Below are 23,307 nucleotides of genomic sequence, written 5' to 3' on the forward strand. Positions count from 1 at the left end.
TGCCGTGCTAGACCGGACCGACCGGTAGCAGGAGACTGACCTTGCTGGGTGCGATTCAAGCCCGATTTTCCAATGCAGCGCGCCAGCGGCGCGGCGAATTCCTCGTCCGCACCGTGAACCTGCCGCTCGATGCGAAAATCCTCGATCTCGGCGGCGGTACCGGCCGGCACATTCGCGCGATCCTGCCGCGCCATACCGACATCACGGTTTGCGACATATCGGCCGACGATCTGAAGGCCGCGCGCGAGCGCTTCGGATTCAAGACGGTCCTGCTGCGGGAGACCGAGCGCCTGCCGTTCGACGATCAGGCGTTCGACTTCTGCTTCTGCTCGTCGGTGATCGAGCATGTCACCGGGCCGAAGCAGGATGTCGTGACGATCGAGGACGAAGCGGCGTTTCAGAGCATCGCGCGCGAGCATCAGAACCGTTTTGCGGGCGAGATCTCGCGGGTCGCGAAGTCCTTCTACGTGCAGACGCCGTACCGGTACTTTCCGATCGAAAGCCATACCTGGCTGCCGGGCATCATCGTCCTGCTGCCGAGGCGGCTGCAGATCGCGCTGATCAGTATATTCAACCGCTTTTGGTTCAAGCGCACCGCGCCCGACTGGCACCTGTTCGACTGGCGCGAGATGACCGAAACGTTTCCGGACGCGAAGATCTATCGCGAACGCTATCTCGGCATGACCAAATCGCTGATGGCGATCAAGGCCTGAGGCAGCTATCCGCCTGCCAGGTCAATCGTCGCGCCGGGCCAGGACGTTGATCAGCGTGCCCACTGCGGGCTGGCGATCGAGCACCGGCGGGAGCGGGGAGCCGGCAAAGCTGCTCCCCAGCATCGTGAGGCCATGTTGTCGCAGCAGATCCTGCATGGCCGCCGGCGAGGTGTCGAATTTGGAGAACGCGAGATAGCGAAACAGCGGCCGCGCCGACACGCGTGAAGAGGCCGCATGCGCGAGCTTGTAGCTCCGGCGCAGCAGCGATCCGCGGTTGGGGATGGAGAGCAGCAAAAGCCCGCGAGGCCTGAGCACGCGATGCATCTCGGCGAGGCACTGCGCCGCGTCGGGAACATATTCCAGCACGCTCGCGCACAGCGCGCCGTCGAAGGATCGATCGGGAAACGGCAGGCTTGCGATGGTCGGGATCTGCTGAAATGTGAGCCGCGCGGCGAGCGCGCCGTCGGCGCCGCGGCCGCGAGCCGCCGCAATCATCTCCGATGAGGCGTCGACGCCGGTGACGTCGCAGCCGCGTGCGGCGAGCAGGCGGGACAGCGTTCCGGTGCCGCAACCGGCGTCGAGCCAGCGCTGCCCATTGAGGTCCGCGTTCCCGAGCAGGCCGAACATCGCGGCCGTCCGCGCCTTGAAGGTGCGGCTCTGATGCAGCGTCTCCCATCCCGACGAAATCTCGTCGTGAAAGCGGATTTCGGGTCGCTCGCGGGTCTGGCCCATGGTGGCCATGATATTCCCTACCAGTGAAAGCCGCTCACTTTGGCGCGCACCTGCTCGGGCAATCCGATCTCCGACAGTTCGAGCACGACCTGGTCGGGACGGGTCGCCGTCAGCGCCGCAACGAAGCGCGGATCCGCCGTCGTCAGCACAATAATGTCGGCCCACTCGATGGTTGCCGTCACGTCGTCGTTCAACAAGCCGACCAGCTCCGGATTGCGCATCAGGAAATCCCGGTTGGCGCCGATCAGTTGCGAGAGCTGCACATTGGGGTCGTAGATCCGGATGTCGCGCCGCTCGCCGCGCAGGCTCTTCACCAGCCTCACGAAGGGACTGTCGCGGACGTCGTCGGTGCCGGCCTTGAAGCTGATGCCGAGGAACGCGATGCGGCGGCCCTCATGCGACAGGATCCAGTCGGCGCCGCGCGACATGATCATGTCATTGCTCGGCAGGATGCTCTCGAGCACCGGCGTCGACAGTCCGCGGCTGTGTGCAAGGTGCTTCAGCGCCTTGACGTCCTTGGGCAGGCAGGAGCCGCCGAACGCAAAGCCTGGCCGCAAATAGGCCGGCGAGATGTTGAGCCTTGTGTCCTGCATGAAGATGTTCATGACGTCGCGCCCGTCGATGCCGAGCGTCTTCGCAATCGTGCCGATCTCGTTGGCAAAGCTGACCTTGAGCGCATGCCAGCTGTTGTCGACATATTTCACCAGTTCCGCGGTCTCGACCGGCGGCGTGATCTTGGCGCCCGGCAGGTCCTTGTAGAGCGCCATGACGCGGTCGGCGGTTTCCTGATTGAAAGCGCCGACCACGGTCTTGGACGGCGCGTTGAAATCCGCAATCGCGCTGCCCTCGCGCAGGAACTCGGGATTGAACGCAAGGTCGAAATCGCGTCCGATCCTGTTGCCGGAGGCTTCCTCGATCAGCGGCCCGACGGTGCCGCGGGTGGTGCCAGGCAGCACGGTGGAGCGGATCGTCACGGTGTGCGGCGCGTTCTTGGCGCGCAGTCCGCGGCCGATCTCGATCGCGACCTGTCGGATCGCGGTCAGGTCGAGGTTGCCGTTGCCGGACGAGGGCGTGCCGACGCAGACCATCGATATGTCGCTGTTGACGATCGCTTCGGTGGCGTCGGTGGTCGCGGTCAGCTGACCGGTTGCCACCGCGCGCGCCACCTTGTCCGAGATGCCCGGCTCGACGACCGGCGACCTGCCTCCGCGGATCAGGTCGACCTTCGCAACGCTCTTGTCGACGCCTATGATCTGGTGGCCGAGTTCGGTGAAGCAGGCGGCGCACACCGTTCCGACATAGCCGAGGCCGAAAATGCTGACGTTCATGCTTCGACCTTCAACAATCCAGGACGTGCGCGTGGCCGCAGCCGCGTCGCGTTTGACGTGAGTGAGGCGGCTGCGCGTTCAAGACGATACCCGCCCGGCGGCTGCGTTCGCGCTGGAAGTTTGCGAGGTCGGCCGCTCGGCGGGGGCATGCGCGCGCGGTGCACGGCTTTGTACGGGGACCTTCCCGGCGAACAACGCCTCATAGGCCGCGAGCAGCTTCGGCTCCTCATGCGTCCACGACAGCGCGCGCTCGACGCGGTTACGGCCAAATGCCCCCATCGTCTGCCGCAATGCCGGATCGTCGATCAACGTAATGATCTTGCTGGCGAAATCTCTCCGGTCGTTCTTCGCAGCATAGAGCGAGGCGTCGAGTGCCGAGCGGCGGCCTTCGCGAACGTCGAACTGAACGATCGGCCGTCCGAGCGCCATGTACTCCATGATCTTGTTCATGGTGGAGATGTCGTTCATCGGCGTGACGCGGTCCGGATTGACGCAGACGTCAGCGGTCGAGAGCATCGTGAACAGCGCGTCATCCGCGATGGCGCCGGTGAAGTTCACGTAGTCGGAGAGCTGCATCTCCTCGCAGAGCTTGACCACCGCATTCCACTCCGGCCCGGTGCCGGCGATGTTGAACTGGATGTCGGTGCGGCCGAGATCGTGCACGATGTGGCCGATCGACTGCAGCAAGAGATCGATGCCTTCCGACTGGCCGATCACGCCGACATAGCCGACGCTGTAGCGCCGGCCACGGCGCCAGGCCGGATCGGCCGGCCGCGAGCGCACCCGGTCGAGATTAGGGCCGGATCGCACCACGAAAACCCGGTTGGCCGGCATGCCGCCGCGCGTGATCGCGATCTCGCGATAGGATTCGTTGGTCGCGATCGAGATGCTCGCCGTCTTGAAGGTGAGATATTCGACCAGCCGCAGCAGCTGCCAGAACAAGTCCTTGCGGCCGAATTTTGCTTCGTAGAGCTCGGGATTGACGTCGTGATGATCGAACACGAAGCGCTTGCCGCCGAGTTTGAACAACAGGCCGATCAGGAAGATGAGGTCGGGCGGATTGCAGCCCTGGATCACGTCGAAGCCGTGCTTCCACGCCACCTTGATCGCGAGCAGCGTTTCCCAGAACAGCGCAACCGGATATTCGATCAGGTAGGCGGCGATCCCGCGCGCTTCCACCGGCATCGGATGGCGATAAATGTGAATGCCCTCGAGGCATTCGTAGGACTCGTCATGACCCCGCCCCTTCGGGCAGATCACAGAAACTTCATAGCCCGCCTTGCGCAGCGACGTTGCTTCGCACCACACCCTGCGATCGAAAGGAACCGGAAGGTTCTCGACGATGAACAGGATCCGCCGCGGTGATGGTTCAGCTCTCGACATCTGAGATGATCTATACCATTGACCTAACAACATCACAATCCGACTAACATCGGCATTAACATGCGCGGCTTCCACTATGCAATCCCGGCACCGATGTGACGGCGACGAGACAGGGACATGGCAGGCAGAGTGAGGGATTGGGGCCAAAGGGCATTGATTGCGCTGGTTTTGAGCGCGCTGCTGCCGCTGGCCTACAAATGGCCGCTGCAGTGGAATGGTTCGACGTCAAGCGATGCGCTGAGTGCGAGCCGCGTGAACGCGGTGATCCCGCCGACGCTTTTCGGCATGACCATCAATGCGATCGGACAGTCGCAGCCAAAGTCGCAGCCCTGGCCGGAGCTCAAATTCGACGGCGTTCGGCTATGGGGCGCGATCTACTGGGCACAGATCAATCCGGCGCCCGGCATCTACAATTGGGCGCGCTTCGACGCCATCCTGGCGGCGGCCGAGCGAGAACACGTCGAGATCGTTCTCAATCTCGCCTATACGCCGCGCTGGGCCGCGTCGGTGAAGGATGCGCCGCCGGCGTTCACGCCCGGCGCCAGCTCACCGCCGGCCGATCTCGCGTCATGGGATGACTGGGTCCGTGCGGCTGTCACGCGCGCCGCCGGCCGCATCAAATACTGGGAAATCTGGAACGAGCCCGAGGATCCCAAATATTACTCGGGCGATATCGCAACTATGGTCCAGCTGCAGAAGCGGGCCTACGAGATCATTAAAGCCAGCGATCCCACCTTGACCGTGCTGACACCGCCGTCCAACGGCACGCCGGACGGATATCGCTGGCAACAGGCCTTCATGGCGCGAGGCGGCGGACAATATGCCGATGTGTTCGCCTTTCACGGCTATACGAGCGAACCCGAGGCGGTGATTGGAATCATTGCGCGCTTCAGGAAAATCCTTGCCGCGCACGACCTGTCCGCGAGGCCGATCTGGGACACCGAGGCCGGCTGGTCGTCCTATGAGGACAATCCAGACGGGTGTCTGGCACGCGCCTACATCCTGAAATGGATCAGCGGCGTCGACCGGTTCTATTGGTACGAGTTTGCCGGAGGCGGCAGCGACTTTGGAAAATTATGGGACCCGGCGCGCGGGCTGCTTCCGAGCGGAATTGCCTACCGCACGATCCAGTCCTGGCTGGTCGGTGCAAGTGTCGTGGCCGCAGGCAGGACGTCGCCGACGACCTGGCGCGTCGAGCTTCGCATGCCGGATGGCCGTAACGGCTTGATCCTCTGGACCACTAAGGGCCGGTCCGTTTACCGGGTCGACCCGCGTTTCAGCCTTTACCAGGGCCTCGACGGTGGCGAAGGGCCTGTCGTCAACGGCGAGGTCGAGATCTCGCCAAAACCGGTCCTGTTGCTGGAATGATAACAATGTTAAGTCCCCGGCAATGAGACAATTATGACGATGTTGTTGGCTTCATTGCGGGCGTTGGGCGCGATACAAGGAGCGCTGTTAACTTGAGGCGATTGACCGACTGTGAAGCAGATCGCGCAAAACTATAAGAGCGGCGAGCTCAAGCTGATCGATGTGCCGGCGCCGCGCTGCCGCCCCGGCGGGGTTTTGGTGCGCACGGCGTTTTCCGCGGTGTCGACCGGCACCGAGATGATGAAGTTCACCGAAGGCCGCCTGTCGCTGCTCGGCAAGGCGCGCGCGCGACCTGACCAGGTTGCCAAGGTGGTGCGCTCGGTCCGTCAGCAGGGGTTGGCTGCGACCTATCAGAAGGTGATGAACCGCCTCGATTCCTACACGCCGCTCGGCTACTCGCTGTCGGGCACCGTCGTGGAAGTGGGCGAGGGCGTCGGCGGCTTCTCGGTCGGACAGCGTGTCTGCTGCGGCGGCAATCAATATGCAACCCACGCCGAATATAATTGGGTGCCGGTGAACCTCTGCGTGCCGCTGCCGGACAGCGCTGCGCTCGACCAGGCCGCATTCACCACGATCGCCTCGATCGCGCTGCAGGCGATGCGCCAGTCGGAGATCCGTTTCGGCGAGACCGCCTGCGTGATCGGCCTTGGCCTGATCGGGCAGATCATGGTGCGGCTGCTGCGCAGCGCCGGTGTCGTGGTCGCCGGGCTCGACAGGCTGGAGGCGCGATGCCGCCAGGCGGAGACTGCGGGCGCCGCGGTCTGTGCCGTCGCATCGGATGATGCCGCGGCCGAATTCCGCGCCCGGATCGACCAGCTGACCGCGGGCAACGGCGTCGATTGCGTGTTCATCACCGCAGGCAGCGACGATCCCGATCTCGCATCGCGTTCGGCGGCACTGCTGCGCGACCGCGGCCGTATTGTCGATATCGGCAAATGCACGTTGAACCTGCCGTGGAACGAATTCTACGACAAGGAGCTCGACGTGCGCTTCTCGCGCTCCTACGGCCCCGGCCGCTACGATCCGCTCTATGAGGAGGGCGGCATCGATTATCCGATCGGTCATGTGCGCTGGACCGAGAAGCGCAATATGGAAGCGATCGTCGCGCTGCTCGCCGACGGGCGGCTCGATTTTTCCTCGCTGATTTCCGAAATGGTGCCGCTGGAGCAGGCGACGTCGGCGTTCGAGCGCATGAGCCGTGGCGAGGTCGGTCTCGGCATGGTGTTCGCCTATCCGGACGCCGCTCCCCGCGCGATGCAGATGACCTATCGTCCGGCGGTTGCCCTGCGCAGCGGCCGGGTGCGGCTCGGCGTCATCGGCGCCGGCAATTATGCCTCCAGCATGCTGTTGCCGCAGCTTGCGAGCAACCAGCGCGTCGATCTTGTCGAGGTCGCCACCAATACGGGCCTGAGCGGTGCCACGGCGGTCCGCAAGTTCGGCTTCGCGCGTGCCTCGACGGATGCGGCCTCGGTGCTCGGCGCCGACGACATCGATGCCGTGCTGATCGCAACGCGCCATGCCTCCCATGCCGACCTCGCGACGCAGGCGCTGCGCGCCGGCAAGGCGGTGTTTGTCGAAAAGCCCTTGGCGATCGATACAAGCTCGCTCGATCGATTGGAGCAGGTGATCCGGGAAACCGGCAACAACCGCCTGATGGTCGGCTTCAACCGCCGCTTTTCGCCGCTGCTGCAGGGCATGCGCGCGGCGTTCGCGCCGGCAGGACCGCAGACCCTGCAATATCGCGTCATCGCCGGGCCGCTGGAGAAATCGTCCTGGTATCTGCAGGCCGAGAGCGAGGGCAGCCGCTTCGTCGGCGAGGGCGGCCATTTCATCGACGTGTTGTGCTGGTGGCTCGGCGCCGAACCGGTGCGTGTCTCCGCGAGCACGGCGGGCAAGGACGTCGACAATCTCGTCGCCACCTTCGATTTTGCCGACGGTTCGGTCGCGAGTCTCAGCTATCTCACCGGCGGCGATCCGCGGGTGTCGAAGGAAGCGCTCGAGATATCGGCAAGCACGGGTTTTGCCGCCTTCGACAATTTCTCGGGCTTCGAGGTCTGGCACGCCGGACAGCGCACGGCGAAGACGGCGCGGCTCGACAAGGGCCAGCGGCCGATGCTGGATGCCTTCATCGCAGCGGTCGCATCGGGAGCCGCGATGCCGATTGCGCTCGACGGGCTGCTGGCGACCACGCGCGCAACGCTTGCCGTGCAGGAAAGCGCGGCCGCCGGGATGCCGATCGATCTGACGGCCGGCGCGGCAGAGCAGGGCGTCGCGCACGCCTCGACGGCGTGAGATGAATCCGGCCTGGTATCTGCGCAGGCTGCAGCGCATGGAGCCGTCCGAGCTTGCGGGGCGGGTGAACGACCAGGTGCTGCATCTGCTCTGGCGGATCACTCCGCCGGATATCGCGCGGCGCGCCGGCGCCAGGCTCGCTCCCGGACCGCGGCAGCCGCGCCTGAAGCTGCTGCCTTCGCGGGCCAGCGCTCCGCAACAGGCCGCCGAACCGCTGATCCAGAGCGCCGACCGGATTCTCGCAGGGCACTGGCGGATTTTCGCCAGGGATCATGGGGCCCTCGGCGAACGGCCCGACTGGTTCGTCGATATCAGAAGCGGCAAGCGGGCGCCGGCCGGTGTGCACGCATTCGCGGTTCCCTATCGTGACGAAACCGCGGTCGGAAACATCAAATACATCTGGGAGCCGTCGCGTCATCACCATCTCACGGTGCTCGCGGCCGCGTATTACCTGAGCTCCGACGAGCGCTACGCCGTGCGCGCGGCCGAGCATCTGGTGAGCTGGTGGCGCGAAAATCCGTTCCCGCGCGGCCCGCACTGGATCAGCGGCATCGAGCTTGGCGTGCGGCTGATCTCGTGGGCCTGGGTGCGCCAGCTGCTGCAGAACTGGCCCGGCGCTGCCGCGCTGTTCGAGGACAACGATCTGTTCCTGACGCAGCTCTATGCGCATCAATACTGGCTGTCGCAGTTCCCAAGCCGAGGCTCCTCGGCCAACAACCACCTCATCGCGGAGGCTGCCGGGCAGTTCGTGGCGGCGTGCGTGTTTCCGTTCTTCCAGGACAGTGCGCGATGGCGCGAGCAATCGGCCGCCACACTGGCACACGAAGCCATTGCTCAGACGCTTGCCTGCGGCAGCAACAGCGAGCTCGCGACCGACTATCATGGCTTTGTTCTCGAACTGCTGCTGGCGGCGGCAGTGCAGGGCGAGTCCTCCGGACATCCGCTTGGCGATGCGGTGTGGACCACGATGTGCCGCATGAGCGATGTCATTGCCGCGATGCTGGACGATCGCGGTCATCCGCCGCGGCAGGGCGATGGCGACGACGGCATCGGCCTGCTGCTCGACGATCACGCCGGCAATCGCTGGCTCGGCTTGCTAGCCAGCGGCGCGCGCCTGTTCGGCGCTCTGCCATGGTGGCCCACATCGCCGGAGCCAGATCTACGTAGCTTTGTGCTCACCGACGGCATCGAGGCCCGTGCGATCGCCGGGCGGCCCACGCGCCGCCCGCATCTGCTTGAAGGGGCGGGACAGACCTTTCTGATCGATTCCGACCGCGCGGTGTGGTGCCGTTGTGACCACGGCCCGCATGGCTTCGGCCGCATTGCCGCCCACGCCCATGCGGACGCGTTGTCGCTCGAATGCAGGATCGGCGGTGTGGAGATCCTCGCCGACCCCGGCACCTATTGCTACCATGGCGATCCGCGATGGCGGGCCTACTTCCGCTCCACGCTGGCGCACAACACGCTGTGCCTGTTCGCGCGCGACCAGTCGGTGTCGGGCGGGCCGTTTCTCTGGACAAGGCATGCGCAGAGCCGGCTTGTCGCGGCAAGCGGCCTGGACGATCGCGATGCGGATGCGAGCTGGGTCGCGGAGCATTCTGGATATCGCGACGAAGCGGGTGTCGTGCATCGCCGCTCGGTGCAATTGCAGCGTCAGGCGGCGCGGCTCGTCGTTACCGATACCGTGCTTGCTGATGAAGGGCTTGCGGTCCCGGCGAGCCTCAGCTGGCATCTCGGTCCCGGCGTCGAATGCAGGCTCGAAGGGTACAGGGCGCAGCTCGCATGGCCGGGCGGGCGCGGCGAGCTCGATCTGCCGGCGGCCCTCAGCTGGATGCCGTATCGGGGTGACGAGACCATGCCGGCCGGCTGGTATTCGCCGTCCTTCGATCTCAAACTGCCGGCGACGACCTTGATCGGCTCCGGTACGCTCGCGGGCGGGCAAAACCTGGTGACCGAGCTGCGCTGGTTTTCAGACCCGGCCGGATCATGAAGATCCTGGTCGCTCACAACAGGTATCAGGGACGCGGCGGCGAGGACGTCGTGTTTGAAGCGGAAGTCGACCTGCTGCGCGCCGCAGGACACAGCGTTGAAACGCTCACGGTCAGCAACGCGGCGATCAATTCGCTCCCCGCGCGCATCACGACCACGCTGTCGACCGCCGATAACGCGGAGGGAAAGCGGGTCGTGGCGGAAGCGATCGACCGCTTTCGCCCGGACGTCGTGCACGTCCACAATTTCTTCCCGCTGCTGTCGCCCGCCGTGTTCGATCTCTGTCGGCAAAAGCGCGTGCCCGCGGTGGCGACCCTGCACAATTATCGCAGCATCTGCACCGGCGGCATGCTGCTACGCGACGGCCGCATCTGCCACAAGTGTCTCGATCGCGGCCATCTCTGGGGCGTCGTGCACCGCTGCTACCGCGGATCACTTCCGGGCTCGATGGCGTCGGCCTACATGATCGCGCAGCACCAGCGCCGCGGCACCTGGACGCGTCCTGGCCTGCGCCTGATCGCGCTGACGCAGTTCGCCAAAACCCTGTTCACGCAGGCCGGCTTCGACGCCGATCGGATCGACGTGAAACCGAATTTCATGGTCGATCCGGGGGCGCCCGATGCAGCCACGCCGCGCAGCGGGCTGCTCTATGTTGGACGGCTGAGCCGCGAGAAGGGCGTCGGCGTGCTGCTCGAGGCCGTTGCGGGGACCGGCGTGCCATTGCGCGTCGTGGGCGAGGGGCCGGAGCGTGCTGCGTTGGAGGCTCGGGCGCCCGATCTTGTCACCTTCCTGGGCGGGCTCTCGCGCGATGAGGTGCTGCGGGAAATGGCGAACGCCCGGGCATTGGTGGTGCCGTCGCTGTGGTACGAGGGATTTCCGATGGTCGTGGTCGAGGCCTTCGCGCGCGGCACGCCGGTCATCGCCTCCGAGATCGGCGGACTTGCCGAGGTGGTGAGCGCCGGCAAGACCGGCGCGCTGGTGCCGCCGGGCGACGCGGCCACGCTCCGAAATCGGATCAGTGAGGTTCTCGGCGCCGCCGAACTGACCGCCGCATGGGGGCGGGCCGCACGGGCCGCCTATCTCGAGCGCTACGCGCCGGACGAGAACCGCCGGCTGCTCGAGGCCATCTACGCGCGCGCCGCCGGGGGATGATCGCCGCAGGTCGGAGCTTTACCCGCGATCGGGTACCGTCCCCGCCGGTTCCATGCCGGCGTCGCTAACATATTGCGGCAAATCTGGTGTTAATTTGTTACAGCAGGGTGTCTGATCCGTATCGCGCCAGGTTTTGATCTTGCGGTCGAACGGCGCTGATTCTGCGGGTGATTCCATGGATCTCGCTTGATCGAGCCCGCAAACTGCTGCCAAGGGGCACTATAACACTGGCCGGTGGGGCGCCGGTTGCGAAGTTTGACGCTTTTTTGCAAAACGTCTCATGCGGTGCAGAAATATTTTTTTCAGATCAGAAAATCGCGTCGAAGCGCTCACGGCATCAGCGAAATTCTGCGCTCCCGCGGTATCCCGGGCCCCCGTGAAACCCCGTATAATCACTACCCTTTTTTGCGCCGCGGCTAACATTGGCGATTGGCATGCGCTGAATGTTATAGTGCATTCGAAGTCGTGCTAAGTCTCACATAAATCTCAGGGAACCGGGTGTTAACAGCGCATTGCTGATTGACACTCCGGCCTAGCGGACTTAACAATGGACTTAACAAGTTCGTAACCTGGGTCCACATTTGGGTTGCATCGCAACAAACCAGTTGTGAATCAACAGCTTAAGTGTGGGCGAGCGGCTTGAATCCTCGTATCCCAAGCAGGGGCTACATCGATGGCGACTTACAATCTAGACCAGACGGACCTCAAACACGCGATCAACGGAACGATCGATCACTCGACCCAGCAACAGATTCTTGACTATCTGATCAACGCGGGGATCGGATACACCAGCCCGGATAACGGCGCGACCATTCCGGTGCAGGAAGGGGCTGGGATCACCAACCCGGATCCGAACGCCAATGTTCTGATCGAAACCAACCCGATTAACACCGTTAACACCGACGCCAACCTGAAGGCGATCATCGAGGACACCAACAAGGACGTCACGCTGACGGTGAACGGCAGCACCCCGGTGCTGGTCGCGACCGGCCACGGCAACGATCAGGTGTTCATCAACAACACTGGCGACACGACGGTTCTCACCGGCTCCGGCAACGACACGATCTTCGGTGGTGCTGGTCACGACTCGATCGATGCCGGCTCCGGCAACGACGTGCTGGTCGACAACGTCTCCGGTCACAGCACGCTGGATGGCGGCAAGGGCAACGATCTGCTGTTCGGCTCCGGTGCCGACACCCTGAACGGTGGCTCCGGCAACGACACACTCTACGGCGGCAGCTCGTCGCAGCTGAGTGGCGGTGACGGCAAGGACGTGCTGGTGTCCGGCAGCACCGCCGGCAATTCCAGCACGCTGGATGGCGGCAAGGGCAACGATGCGCTGTACGGTGGTGCGGGCAACGACAGCCTGGACGGCGGCGCCGGCAACGACTCGCTGTATGGCGGTTCCGGTGTCGACACGCTGCATGGCGGCAACGGCAATGACCTCCTTGTCGGCGGTGCTCAGACTGCTGCTGAGTTCGGCGGCAACGGCAAGGACGTGCTCTACTCGGGCAGCGATGCGTCGCACGCGACCTCGCTCGACGGCGGTGCCGGCAACGACTCGCTCTATGGCGGCGCCGGCAACGACACGCTGCATGGCGGTTCCGGCAACGATACGCTGGTCGCCGGCTCCGGCACGCAGACTCTGATCGGCGGCGACGGCAAGGACTCGTTCGTCGGCTCCGACACCGGTACGGCCTCGATGGTTGGCGGCTCCGGTCAGGACTACTTCTACCTGAACAACGCCACCAGCAGCGATACCATCGATGGCGGTGGCGGCAACAAGGACTCCCTGACCTTCCTGGATCACGCTTCGACCGACGTGAGCGACATCAGCGCTGGATCGAACGGTTCTATGGACATCACCTTCAGCAATGGTCAGGTGACCCAGACCAGCAACATCGAATTCCTGATCTTCAACGATGGTCACTCGACCAAGCTGTAAGATCCTAGGTCTGCACTAAGCGAAGGCGCCGCCCCAACCGAGGTTGAGGCGGCGCTTTTTTCTTTGATCGCCGGCATGGCCGTCAAAAGTGGGTGATTGAATGATCGAATAGGCTGCGGTTGATGATCATGACGCGCCTGCGATGAGTTCGACGGCTCGCGTCAGGGGAAGTGCATGCGCGCATTCCGATTGGAACCTTGTCGACCGATCCGAGTCGGATGTATCAAATCAATCACAAGTTCCGCCCCGGGCATTTTCGCCAATCGACGTTAGAAGTTAGTTCGTCACATTCGGACCACGTAGCTTTTGTAAAGCCGTGCCGCTCGCTTGACACGACGGAGTTGTGGCCGACGGCTATCCGAGAACCCGGCACCTTAAGTCGAGACGAACAATCACTCCAGAACTCAGCCGCTTAACGAACCCGCGGAGCTTTCGAATTGGCCAAGAAAAAAATGCTGAATGCCGGCGCTGGATCGACGGTTACCAAGCGCATCCAGCCGCTCCTGACATCGCATGAATGGGACGAGATTCGATTAGACGTCGACGGCGGCGTGAGCCCCGACGTCGTCGGGTCGATTACCGATCTTGCCCGATTGTTCCCGGCGGCCTCGTTCGACGCGATCTGGTGTTCTCATGTCATGGAGCATCTCTACGCCCATGAGGTTCACCCCACATTCGTCCAGTTCCGCCAAGTCCTCAAGCCGGACGGATTCGCGTTGATCATGTCTCCCGACCTCGAGGCGGTCGCGCAGCACATGTTGACGCGCGGCCTCGGCGCGATCGCTTACGTCTCGCCGGCTGGTCCGATCCGGCCATTGGACATGATCTACGGGCATTCCGGCGCGATCGAGCAGGGGCGCTATCACATGGCGCACAAGACCGGCTTTTCGACCGAGCGGATGGGAAACCTGCTGCTCAGCGCCGGTTTCCCGACGGTTTCCGTTCGCAGCGGGAATTTTGAGATCTGCGCATTGGCGCTGATGCCGGAGGCCAGGGATGAGCGGATCAGGCCGCAGCTGGAGGCCTGCGGATTCGACTTCCAGGAGACGGTGACCGCCGACTCGTGATTTGTCGATGTTAAACAATGTTATAAGGTTCCCTGGTTAAATCGCGCGAGAACGTGCTCGAAATTGGCTTCGCGGCGTGCCGTGAACATATCTTTTTCGGGTGACGCGCTGAAAATGCTGCGTTAGCGAACTAACAGTGATAAGTTAATCTCGCTGGGGACCGGACCTTGCGCAGTCGAAACTTCGAGGCATCCATGACCAAACACCTCTCGCTCGTCGGCGCACCTTCGGTGGAGGCGCTGCCACCTTCGGGCCTCGCTTGTCTCGTCATCGTGGCAAGGCAGCATGGCTTGCATCTGACCCCGTCCCAGCTGATCCACGACAACCTCCTGGGCGATCAGGAAGTCACGCTGGCCGAGCTTTTGAAGTGTGCGAATTCCTCGGGCATGACGGCAAAGGCCGTCACGCTGGACTGGAAGGGTCTGAGCCATCTCAAGAGGGCGCTGCCGGCCATCGTTCGGCTGCGCGACGGCAGCCACATGGTGCTGCTGCGCCTCGAAGGCGACGAGAACAGCTCCCGGGTGGTCCTGCAGGATCCGAACGCGAGCGAGGACGCGCTGCTCGTCATCGATCAACCGCGCTTTGAGGACATCTGGTCGGGCGACGTCGTCATGGCCAAGCGCGACTATGAGATTTCCGACGAGACGCAGCCGTTCAGCTTCGGCTTTGTCACCGCATTGTTGTTCCGCGAACGGCGCATCCTGCGCGACGTCGCGATTGCGGCGCTGATCCTGGGCTTCATGGGCCTGGCACCGATCATGTTCTGGCGGCTGCTCTCGGACAAGGTCATCTTCTACAAGGCCTACAACACGTTCTATGTGCTGTGTACTGCGATGCTCGTGGTCATCGTGTTCGAGGCGGCATTCTCGTTCCTGCGGCAGTATCTGGTTCAGCGTTTGACGGCACGCCTCGACGTCAAACTGTCGACCTACGTGTTCGAGAAGGTGCTCAATCTGCCGATCGACTACTTCGAGCAGAATCCCGTCGGCCTGATTTCCCGGGATATCCGCGAAGTATTTCGAATTCGCGGCTTTCTGACCGGGCAGTTGTTCGGGACCATTCTCGATTCGACGACGCTGTTCTTCTTCCTGCCCGTCATGTTCTTCTTCAGCCCGCTCATGACGCTGATGGTTCTTGCCTTTGCTGCGATGATCGTGACCTGGCTGATCGTGATGCTGCCCGCCTATCGGAAGAAGTCCTCGGCAACCCTGGCGGCCGAAGGGGCACAGGGAGCGTTTCTGATCCAGAGCCTGAACGGCATGCGGACCATCAAATCGCTGGCGCTCGATGCGCGCCAGCGCCACATGTGGGACGTGCTGGTGGCGCGCGTCGCCAAGGCGCGGCTTGCGGAAGGCATGACCGGAACCGCCATCCAGACGCTGGTGAAGCCGTTGGAGCGGCTGGCGGTGAGTGCTCCCTATGCGTTCGGCGTTTACATGGCCGTGTCGAGTGGCGATCCGGTCTATGTTGGCGCGCTGTTTGCCTTTCTGATGCTGTCGCAGCGTGTTGCCGGCCCGCTGATGCAGATGGCCCAGCTCATCAACCAATATGACGAGGCGCGCACTGCGGTCACGATCGTCGGCAGGCTGGTGAATCAGCCGGCTGAGGAGGGACGCTCCGGCCATGGTGTGAGGGTCCCGCTGAAGGGGCTGGTCGAATTCTCCGGCGTCACGTTCAAGTACAAGGGCGCGGTGTCGCCGGCGCTCAACAATATCTCCTTCGAGATTCCGCTCGGCACGACGCTGGGCGTGATGGGCAAGAGCGGCTCGGGCAAGACCACGATCACGCGGCTATTGCAACGCCTGCACTCCGACTATGGCGGACTGATCAAGGTCGACGGTATCGATGTCCGCGAATACGATGTCGACCATCTCCGGCGCAACGTCGGCGTCGTGCTGCAGGAGAACTTCCTGTTCAGCGGCACGATCCGCGAGAATATTGCGGCCGCAAAGCCCGATGCGACCTTCGATGACATCGTCAGGGCGGCGCGATTGGCCGGTGCCGAGGAATTCATCGACAAGCTGCCGCGAGGCTACGAGACCTATATCTACGAGGGATCCACGAATCTTTCCGGCGGCCAGCGCCAGCGCCTCGCGATCGCGCGAGCGCTGATCGTCAATCCGCCGATCCTGATCCTGGACGAAGCGACCAGCGCGCTCGATGCGGAGAGCGAGACGATCGTGAACGCGAATATTTCGCGGATTGCCCATGGCCGCACGCTGATCATCATCTCGCACCGTCTGTCGTCGCTGACGAAGGCCGACGCGATCCTCGTTCTCAACCGCGGCGTCGTCGACGATATCGGTCGTCATGAGGAACTTCTTGAACGGAACGACATCTACAGCTCGCTCTGGTACCAGCAGAACACTCACCTTGCGCCGGCGGGCCGCAATGAAAAGAATTTCAGGAGTCCGACCCTTGTCTCCTAATCAAGCTTCGCTCGCGACCGTTCGCCAGTTCCAGTCCGAGACCGATGCGATCCGCGAGGCCGCCGAGCCGTTGCTGGCCCGCGCAACGCTGTTCGTCCTGGTGGGGTTCCTCGCCGCCGTCGTGGCGATCATGTGCTTCACGCGCGTCGATCGCGTGATCACGAGCGTGGGCGGCAAGATCGTTCCCGTCGATCAGATCAACGTCCTGCAGGCTTTGGACGCGTCCATCATCAAGACGATCGATGTTCGGGAAGGTCAGCAGGTTGAGACGGGACAATTGCTCGCGACTCTGGACTCGACGTTTACGGCTGCCGATGTCACGCAGTACAAGCTGCAGGTTGCGAGCCTTGAGGCGCAGGTCGCCCGGGACGAGGCCGAATTGTCCGGAAAGCCGTTGTCGTACGGCCAATCCAACGATCCTGATGTCACCAGGTACAACTCCTTGCAAAAGGCGCTCTACGACCAGCGCGTCGCGCAGTACCACGCACAGGTGAACAGCTACGATTCCAAGATCAGCCAAACCGAAGCGACGATCCAGAAGTCGAAGAAGGACGACGAGCGGTACAGTCAGCGTGCCGAGATCGCCGGCAAGATCGAGGACATGCGCTCGACGCTCGCCGAAAGCGGCAGCGGGTCCAAGCTGAACCTGTATCTGTCGCAGGACACGCGCCTGGAGCTGTTGCGTCAGATCGACAACACGCACAACACTTTGCTGGAAGCGCAGCACCAGCTGGATTCCTTGAAGGCGGATCGCAACGCCTTCACCGAGCAGTGGAACGCGCAGCTGAGCCAGGATCTGGTCACGACGCGCAACAACCTTGATACGGCCCGCTCACAGTATGACAAGGCGATCAAGCATCAGGACCTCGTGCGGTGGACGGCTGCCGAGCCATCGGTCGTCTTGACCCTCGCCAAGCTCTCGGTCGGGTCCGTGCTGAAGCCGGGTGATCCCTTCATCACGCTGATGCCGCTCAAGACGCGGCTCGAGGCGGAGATCCAGATCCTGTCGCGCGACGTCGGCTTCGTCCGGCCCAACGACCCCTGCACGATGAAGGTCGATGCGTTCAACGCGGCGGAGCACGGTACGGCCGAAGGCAAGATTCGCTGGATCAGCGAAGGCGCCTTCACGAACGACGATGATGGAAAGCCTGTCGACGCCTTCTATAAGGCGCGGTGTTCGGTCGACCAGACCAACTTCAAGGATGTTCCGAAGACCTTCCGCCTCATCCCCGGCATGACGCTGCAGGGTGATGTCAATGTCGGCACCCGCTCGGTGGCGATGTATCTGCTCGGCGGCATGCTGCGCAGCGCAAAAGAAGCAATGCGCGAGCCATGACGGTATCGACGCGTTCCCTTCTCGACTTGCTGCGCCCCGGCTCGTCCCGTTCAGACTCGAAGCCGTTTGAACGGGGGCTGGAGGCGTACGAGAACCAGCAATATCTCGAGGCGTTGCGGTTTTGGCGGCTCGCCTCGCAAGCCGGCGATCCGGAGGCGGATTACCGGATCGGGCTGCTTTATGCGCGGAACGAGGGTGTTATCGGCAGCCTTCCGGATGCGGTCGCGTGGTACGAACGCGCCGCCCTGAAGGGACATACCGAAGCCCAATTCCAGCTTGGCTTGATCTACTTCAACGGCGTCAACGCCACGGTTGGACCGAACAGGCCAGAGATGTGGCGGCAATCCACTGCGGCGCGTCTGGGCGACAAGGCGGTCAACCTCCACGATCTGGTTTTCCCGAACGGAATCGGCGTGCCCAGGGATATCGACGCCGCGTTCCTCTGGTTATCGGTGGCGGCGGAGGCCGGCAAAGCGGAGGCGCAAGCGATCCTTGGCGATATGTACGCCAACGGGCAAGGCTGCACGAAAGATCACGCTGCCGCCCTGCGCTGGTACGAGGCCGCGGCCGAGCAGAAGGCGGCGGCCGGTGAGTTCGCGCTTGGCGATGTGTATTATCAGGGGCGGGGCGTTCCCGTCGATTTCGCGCAGGCCGCAATCTGGTATCACAAGGCCGCGGAACAGGGACATGTGCGCGCACAGGTTGCGCTCGCTTTCATGTGCCTCAAGGGCACCGGGCTTCCCCAAAATGTCGAGGAAGCCGCGCGACTGTTCCAGAGCGCCGCTGCCCATGACGATACGATCGCGCTCTACAACATTGCACTGCTGCGGTTGAGCGGCAAAGGGGCTGTCAAGGATCTCGACAGGGCCGAGACCGCATTGCGCAAGGCGGCGCGGAAGGACTATTTGCCGGCGATCCAGGCGCTGGCTGAGTTCTATGCGCTCGGGACTGCCGCCGAGCCGGATCTGCGCGAGGCGGCGTATTGGTACGAGAAGGCGGCCGAGCGCGGCGATACGCAGGCGCAGTTCCTGACCGGACGCTTCTATGCCACCGGCACCGGCGTTCCGCCCAGCATCCGCCAGGCTGCGAAATGGTTCGAGCGTGCGGCGGAGGGCGGCCACGCCACGGCGGCCCACAATATTGCGGTGTTCTATCTCAATGGCAGGGGCGTGGCGCGCGACGTCGCGACTGCGATCAAGTGGTTCGAGCGCGCGTCCGAAGGAGGCATTAGCGCCGCCGGCGTGCAGCTCGGCCGGCTCTACTCGGCGGGCAACGGCGTGCCGCGCGATCAAGCGCGTGCCGCGGAGTGGCTCAGCAAGGCGGCCGACGGCGGCGATGCCGATGCGAAGATGGCCTACGCGATGTTTCTTATCCAGGATGAGCCGTCCACGGAGCGTCTTGCGCAAGCACGTGCGCTGCTGACCGACGCTGCCGAGGCCGGCCATCCGGCCGCGGCATTTCAGCTGGGCGGGCTTCACATGGGAAGATCCGGCGGCGCCGTCGATGTTCCGGCCGCGGCCCAATGGTTCAAACGTGCAGCAGGCGCCGGCCACGTCGAAGCCCAGCACACTTTGGCGCTGCTGTATTCCGATCCCAAGAGCGGCCTCAAGGATCCGCAGGCCGCCGCCGGCTGGATCGTCAAGGCCGCGGACGGCGGCAACGCTGCGGCGCAGTTCAAGCTTGCCGTGATGTATTGCACCGGGCAGGGCGTCGAGCAGGACCTCGCCAACGGCGTCACCTGGTACGAGGCGGCGGCGCGCCAGGGCCATACGACGGCGCAATACAACCTTGCCGTGATGCTGGGCCGGGGACAGGGCCGCGATGCCGATCCGGCGAAGGCGGCCGAATGGTTCGAGGCCGCTGCGAAGCAGGGCATGATCGAAGCCCAACTCGCAATTGGCGATGCGCTGCGCGCCGGCAACGGCGTCGCACAGGATCGCGATCAGGCGCTGCACTGGTATCGACAAGCGGCGCAGCAGAACAACGAAGGGGCGCGACGTCGTCTGCAGGCAATGGGCGAGAGCGTCGGCTGAACTTGTTGGAGACGGCATCGCGTCGCGCGCAGGCAACGGCAGAGATGATGGACAGCTTTGTTTTTGAGCGCGAAGGCACGGAAGCGGGCAAGTCCGCGTGACAATCTAGGCAGAACTAACAATGGTTTTCACATCGACGACAGAGAGATTGCGCTAATGTTGCGTTCGCGCAAGAAATGTTCATTGTACCTCTGGTTGTGTGGAGATGATCGATAAGGATCAAGAGGTCACGATCCGGGCATGTCAGGCAGCGTGATCTCGGGATCGAACTTCCGCGCGACCGGGAAAGAGAAACTGGACCCGGCGCTGAGCGTTGGCAGGAGATTGAGTGGCAATGAACAAGATGGTCGAACGGAGCGTCAGGGATACAAAGGATATGTTGCCCGTTGCCAGTCCGGTTCAGCAGGACGACCATCCGCAGAGCCTGTTCCTGGATCCCGACGTAGGCGATCTCCAGTCAGGATCGCGTCTGCGCGGCGCGATACTGGAGTATTCGGGGCGTGGGATTTCGGGTTGGATTGTCGATGCCCAGTCGCCCGCTTCAACCGTTTCGATCGCGCTTTTTGTCGGTTCCCACTGTGTCGAGGAGGGACGGACAGGCCGATCTATGCCGGCCCGCGTAGGTCCGCGGAGCGTGATCGGACGTCCCGGATTTCGTATCGATCTATCCGCGCCGGGAGTGCGCCGTCGCTTGGCGCGCGCCCTGAGAAACGCGCTTGTGGAGCCTAAGCGTGCGCAGATCTATCTGCGTATCAGCCTGAATGATGGCGAGTACTACGAAATACCCCTGTTCGAGAACTATACGCCAGGCGAATTGATCGTCGCGCTGGGGTTCTCGACCGCGGACTACGACGACCTGTTGTTTCCGAGCAACAACAGGATCGTTGCTGGACTGGCGGACGCGCCTCCCAAGGAGGTGCGCTACATTTGCTTCTACCTCCCGCAATTCCATTCATTTGATGAAAATGACAGGTGGTGGGGGCCAGGGTTTACCGAGTGGACCAACGTCGCGCGCATGCGTGCCCAGTTTCCGGCACACGAGTCCCCATGGTTGCCGGCCGATCTTGGATTCTATGACGTCCGGCTGCCGGAAACGCGTCGTCAGCAGGGCGAGCTGGCGCGCCAGTACGGCATCGATGGATTTTGCTACTACGTCTATTGGTTCCAGGGCCGAAGGTTATTGGAAAAGCCGCTTCAGCTGCTGCTCGAGGACGGCGAGCCGAACCTGCCTTTCTGCATTTGCTGGGCAAACGAGAATTGGTCTCGTCGGTGGGACGGCTCGGACGCTGAGCTTCTGTTGGGACAAAACCACTCCCTGGACGACGATGTCCGCTTTATCGACGACATGGCCGACCTGCTGCTCGATGAGCGCTACATAACTGTCGACGGTCGAAAGGTCATCGTCATCTACAGGCCGTCATTGTTGCCGGACAAGCAGCGCTTGTTCGAGATTTGGCGCGAGCGAGCCAGAGAACTCGGAATCGGCGAGCTTCTCATTTGCAATGCGATGACGTTCGGAGAGTTCGATCCGCGCGACGTCAATTGCGACGCGGCAATCGAGTTTCCTCCGCACACGGTCTCGACAAGGGAGGTGCCGCCGACCGAAGTCGATGCACCGCCGACCTTCGCTGGAAAGGTGTACGACTATGTCGACGCCATGCGATCGTCGATCGGCAAGATCTACGACTTCCCGTTCTTTCCTGCGGTGATGCCGCGTTGGGACAATACGCCTCGCAAGGGGCCGCGCGGTCACGTCTTTACCAGGTCCAGTCCGGAAGCGTTTGAGGTTTGGCTTCGCGATGCAACCCTGCGTGCCAAGGGCAACAGCTTTTCCGAATCATTGGTGTTTATCAATTCCTGGAACGAGTGGGCGGAAGGTGCGCATCTCGAGCCGGATTCGCGCCATGGACGGGCGTTTCTCGAGGTCGTGCGAAGGGTCGCTTCGGCTGAGCCCATTTCGGCCCAGATTCGAAATAGCCCGGATTTGCTGGATTGCCTGAGTAGGCAGGAGCTTGAGTGGGCGGTAAAAGAAGCCTCGACGCATGTCGAAGTGCTCGCAAGCCTGCACCGGTCGGGCCTCACCCATTCGGGGGTGCAGCGCGTAAGAAGCGGCACGCCAGTGGAGGCAGAAGGCGCGTCCGGTAATCCGGCAGGTTCGTTGCTGGTGATCGAGAACATCAATTCTCAAACCGGCGAACGGGTGATTGTCGATCCGCGCTATGAGATATTGGTGCGGGGATGGATTTGCGCGGGCAACGCCTTTGAGGCCAGCCGACAGAGAACGGGATTCCTGGTCCTGTCGGGGCTTACTCCGGATGGCGCAGCAAACGGCGGCTATTGCCTGATCGTAGATTGGCACGAGCGCGTGGACGTGAAGGAGTATATGAAGGCCGAGAGCAAGGACTGCTATTTCGGTTTCCAGCTGTCCTTCTCGATTCGAGATTTGCCGGATGGTGAATATCAACTCGCGGTTCTGGAGGTCGGCGACGGGACTAGTGCACTCGTGCGGTCTCGCCACTCGATCATCGTGAGACGTTGAGGTCGCCACCGATGCTCGCAAGTGTTGTCATCGCGTGCTACAAGCATGAGCAGTATCTTGAGGAATGCCTTGAGACTGTCTATCAACAGACGTTTGCAGACATCGAGCTCGTCATCGTAGACGACAATTCGCCGGACAAGAGTTTTGAAGTCGCGCAGAGGGTCCTCAAGAAGAGGTCGTTCGGAAAGCGCTTTGTTTCCTGCAAGCTGCTCAAGAACCCTCAAAATCTTGGCGCCCACTACACCTGGAACAGGGCATTATCGCTGACGAACGGCGACATGATTTTCCTTTTGAATTCGGACGATGCCTTTTCCAAGGATCGGGTTCGGCTGTTCGCGGATAAGCATGCCAATGATCGGCTGTTCTTCGGCTTCTCGGCGGTTGAGCCAATCGACGAACATGGAAAGTCGATCAGCAACTTCCAGTTTCCAACGCGCCTGCGCTATGCGATCGATCGGGCCCAGATCGCAGGTGCGCCGTTGTCATGGACATTTCTGGATTCTCAGATCGCGGCATCGACCGGAAACTTTGTCTTCAGCCGTGAACTGCTGCGGCAGGTGGGTTGGCTTGCCGATCTCAAATACTGCCATGACTGGGACTTTGCGTTGCGCGCGGTAACCAAGGTCGAGCCGACCTATCTCGAGACCGACCGCTATCTGTACCGACTTCATTCAACCAACAGTTTCCGAAGTCTGAGCAAGGTGGCAGAGAGCGAGACAAAGGCTTGCATGATGTCGTATTGCCTGAATGCAATCGCGTCACGGCCTCAGAACAAGACCTGCCTCAGTCCGTCGAATTTCGGCGATTCATTCTATGACTTCGTGAAGCTGCACCCGAACTTCAACTATTGGGTGAAGCAGATCTACGCGCCCTATCATGTAGAACACCGGACGGTGGAGTCGAACGATCGGACCCGGCCGGTTCGCTGGCGCTGATCGAGCAATGCAAGACCAGCCTTGTCCGTTCCGACACAATCGGAACGGGGCCTTGATTGGGATGGA

The 23,307-nt window shown here is 62.6% G+C and carries 15 protein-coding genes; 12 read left to right on the forward strand and 3 right to left on the reverse strand.

The annotated features are described in order from the left end of the window. Positions 1 to 41 precede the first annotated feature (41 nt). Positions 42 to 713 (forward strand): class I SAM-dependent methyltransferase, encoded by a 672-nt coding sequence (locus tag J6525_RS02790; protein WP_225641871.1) that lies wholly within the window; start codon positions 42 to 44, stop codon positions 711 to 713. A 21-nt stretch (positions 714 to 734) separates the two neighbouring features. On the opposite strand, the gene J6525_RS02795 is transcribed toward J6525_RS02790, so the two are convergent. The 3 genes from J6525_RS02795 to J6525_RS02805 form a co-directional block, all read right to left on the reverse strand. Beyond that, positions 735 to 1,454: a class I SAM-dependent methyltransferase gene (locus J6525_RS02795; protein ID WP_225641873.1), complete on the reverse strand. Its 720-nt coding sequence runs from the start codon at positions 1,452 to 1,454 to the stop codon at positions 735 to 737. A gap of 8 nt (positions 1,455 to 1,462) precedes the next feature. Further along, positions 1,463 to 2,773: a nucleotide sugar dehydrogenase gene (locus tag J6525_RS02800; RefSeq protein ID WP_028331593.1), complete on the reverse strand. Its 1,311-nt coding sequence runs from the start codon at positions 2,771 to 2,773 to the stop codon at positions 1,463 to 1,465. 78 nt (positions 2,774 to 2,851) lie between these two features. Further along, positions 2,852 to 4,156 carry a glycosyltransferase family 4 protein gene (locus J6525_RS02805; RefSeq protein WP_225641875.1) on the reverse strand — a complete coding sequence of 435 codons (1,305 nt, stop codon included), beginning with the start codon at positions 4,154 to 4,156 and terminating at the stop codon, positions 2,852 to 2,854. 117 nt (positions 4,157 to 4,273) lie between these two features. Between J6525_RS02805 and J6525_RS02810 the strand changes: the two genes are divergently transcribed. The 11 genes from J6525_RS02810 (at position 4,274) to J6525_RS02860 (ending at position 23,241) form a co-directional block, all read left to right on the forward strand. Continuing rightward, positions 4,274 to 5,524, forward strand: coding sequence for a glycosyl hydrolase (locus J6525_RS02810; protein WP_225641877.1), 1,251 nt, complete (start codon positions 4,274 to 4,276; stop codon positions 5,522 to 5,524). A 111-nt stretch (positions 5,525 to 5,635) separates the two neighbouring features. Then, positions 5,636 to 7,816: a bi-domain-containing oxidoreductase gene (locus tag J6525_RS02815; RefSeq protein ID WP_225641879.1), complete on the forward strand. Its 2,181-nt coding sequence runs from the start codon at positions 5,636 to 5,638 to the stop codon at positions 7,814 to 7,816. 1 nt (position 7,817) lies between these two features. Then, positions 7,818 to 9,806: a heparinase II/III family protein gene (locus tag J6525_RS02820; protein ID WP_225641881.1), complete on the forward strand. Its 1,989-nt coding sequence runs from the start codon at positions 7,818 to 7,820 to the stop codon at positions 9,804 to 9,806. Then, positions 9,803 to 10,957 carry a glycosyltransferase gene (locus tag J6525_RS02825; protein ID WP_225641883.1) on the forward strand — a complete coding sequence of 385 codons (1,155 nt, stop codon included), beginning with the start codon at positions 9,803 to 9,805 and terminating at the stop codon, positions 10,955 to 10,957. The genes J6525_RS02820 and J6525_RS02825 overlap by 4 nt, the downstream gene beginning before the upstream one ends. Positions 10,958 to 11,630: 673 nt before the next feature. Further along, entirely contained in the window at positions 11,631 to 12,902 is a 1,272-nt protein-coding gene (locus J6525_RS02830; protein WP_092079610.1) for a calcium-binding protein, read from the forward strand. A gap of 452 nt (positions 12,903 to 13,354) precedes the next feature. After that, positions 13,355 to 13,969, forward strand: a complete 615-nt coding sequence (locus tag J6525_RS02835) for a class I SAM-dependent methyltransferase (RefSeq protein WP_057020229.1) — start codon at positions 13,355 to 13,357, stop codon at positions 13,967 to 13,969. A 194-nt stretch (positions 13,970 to 14,163) separates the two neighbouring features. Further along, positions 14,164 to 16,398 (forward strand): peptidase domain-containing ABC transporter, encoded by a 2,235-nt coding sequence (locus J6525_RS02840; RefSeq protein ID WP_057020230.1) that lies wholly within the window; start codon positions 14,164 to 14,166, stop codon positions 16,396 to 16,398. After that, positions 16,388 to 17,734 carry an HlyD family type I secretion periplasmic adaptor subunit gene (locus tag J6525_RS02845; protein WP_076833256.1) on the forward strand — a complete coding sequence of 449 codons (1,347 nt, stop codon included), beginning with the start codon at positions 16,388 to 16,390 and terminating at the stop codon, positions 17,732 to 17,734. Before J6525_RS02840 ends, J6525_RS02845 begins: the two co-directional genes overlap by 11 nt. Further along, entirely contained in the window at positions 17,731 to 19,767 is a 2,037-nt protein-coding gene (locus J6525_RS02850; RefSeq protein WP_092079613.1) for a tetratricopeptide repeat protein, read from the forward strand. Before J6525_RS02845 ends, J6525_RS02850 begins: the two co-directional genes overlap by 4 nt. Positions 19,768 to 20,101: 334 nt before the next feature. After that, the gene (locus J6525_RS02855) at positions 20,102 to 22,306 is read left to right on the forward strand and encodes a glycosyltransferase WbsX family protein (protein WP_168856485.1); all 2,205 of its coding nucleotides are present in this window, start codon (positions 20,102 to 20,104) and stop codon (positions 22,304 to 22,306) included. An 11-nt stretch (positions 22,307 to 22,317) separates the two neighbouring features. After that, positions 22,318 to 23,241 (forward strand): glycosyltransferase family 2 protein, encoded by a 924-nt coding sequence (locus J6525_RS02860; RefSeq protein ID WP_168856486.1) that lies wholly within the window; start codon positions 22,318 to 22,320, stop codon positions 23,239 to 23,241. Positions 23,242 to 23,307 lie beyond the last annotated feature (66 nt).

It is taken from the genome of Bradyrhizobium australafricanum (assembly GCF_020329495.1).
Lineage (GTDB): Bacteria > Pseudomonadota > Alphaproteobacteria > Rhizobiales > Xanthobacteraceae > Bradyrhizobium > Bradyrhizobium australafricanum.

Excerpts from the sequence above, each read along its gene's own strand:
- J6525_RS02795 (WP_225641873.1), bottom strand. The coding sequence starts at position 1,454 with ATGGCCACCATGGGCCAGACCCGCGAGCGACCCGAAATCCGCTTTCAC.
- J6525_RS02800 (WP_028331593.1), bottom strand. The coding sequence starts at position 2,773 with ATGAACGTCAGCATTTTCGGCCTCGGCTATGTCGGAACGGTGTGCGCC.
- J6525_RS02805 (WP_225641875.1), bottom strand. The coding sequence starts at position 4,156 with ATGTCGAGAGCTGAACCATCACCGCGGCGGATCCTGTTCATCGTCGAG.
- J6525_RS02810 (WP_225641877.1), top strand. The coding sequence starts at position 4,274 with ATGGCAGGCAGAGTGAGGGATTGGGGCCAAAGGGCATTGATTGCGCTG.
- J6525_RS02820 (WP_225641881.1), top strand. The coding sequence starts at position 7,818 with ATGAATCCGGCCTGGTATCTGCGCAGGCTGCAGCGCATGGAGCCGTCC.
- J6525_RS02825 (WP_225641883.1), top strand. The coding sequence starts at position 9,803 with ATGAAGATCCTGGTCGCTCACAACAGGTATCAGGGACGCGGCGGCGAG.
- J6525_RS02830 (WP_092079610.1), top strand. The coding sequence starts at position 11,631 with ATGGCGACTTACAATCTAGACCAGACGGACCTCAAACACGCGATCAAC.
- J6525_RS02835 (WP_057020229.1), top strand. The coding sequence starts at position 13,355 with ATGCTGAATGCCGGCGCTGGATCGACGGTTACCAAGCGCATCCAGCCG.
- J6525_RS02840 (WP_057020230.1), top strand. The coding sequence starts at position 14,164 with ATGACCAAACACCTCTCGCTCGTCGGCGCACCTTCGGTGGAGGCGCTG.
- J6525_RS02850 (WP_092079613.1), top strand. The coding sequence starts at position 17,731 with ATGACGGTATCGACGCGTTCCCTTCTCGACTTGCTGCGCCCCGGCTCG.
- J6525_RS02855 (WP_168856485.1), top strand. The coding sequence starts at position 20,102 with ATGAACAAGATGGTCGAACGGAGCGTCAGGGATACAAAGGATATGTTG.
- J6525_RS02860 (WP_168856486.1), top strand. The coding sequence starts at position 22,318 with ATGCTCGCAAGTGTTGTCATCGCGTGCTACAAGCATGAGCAGTATCTT.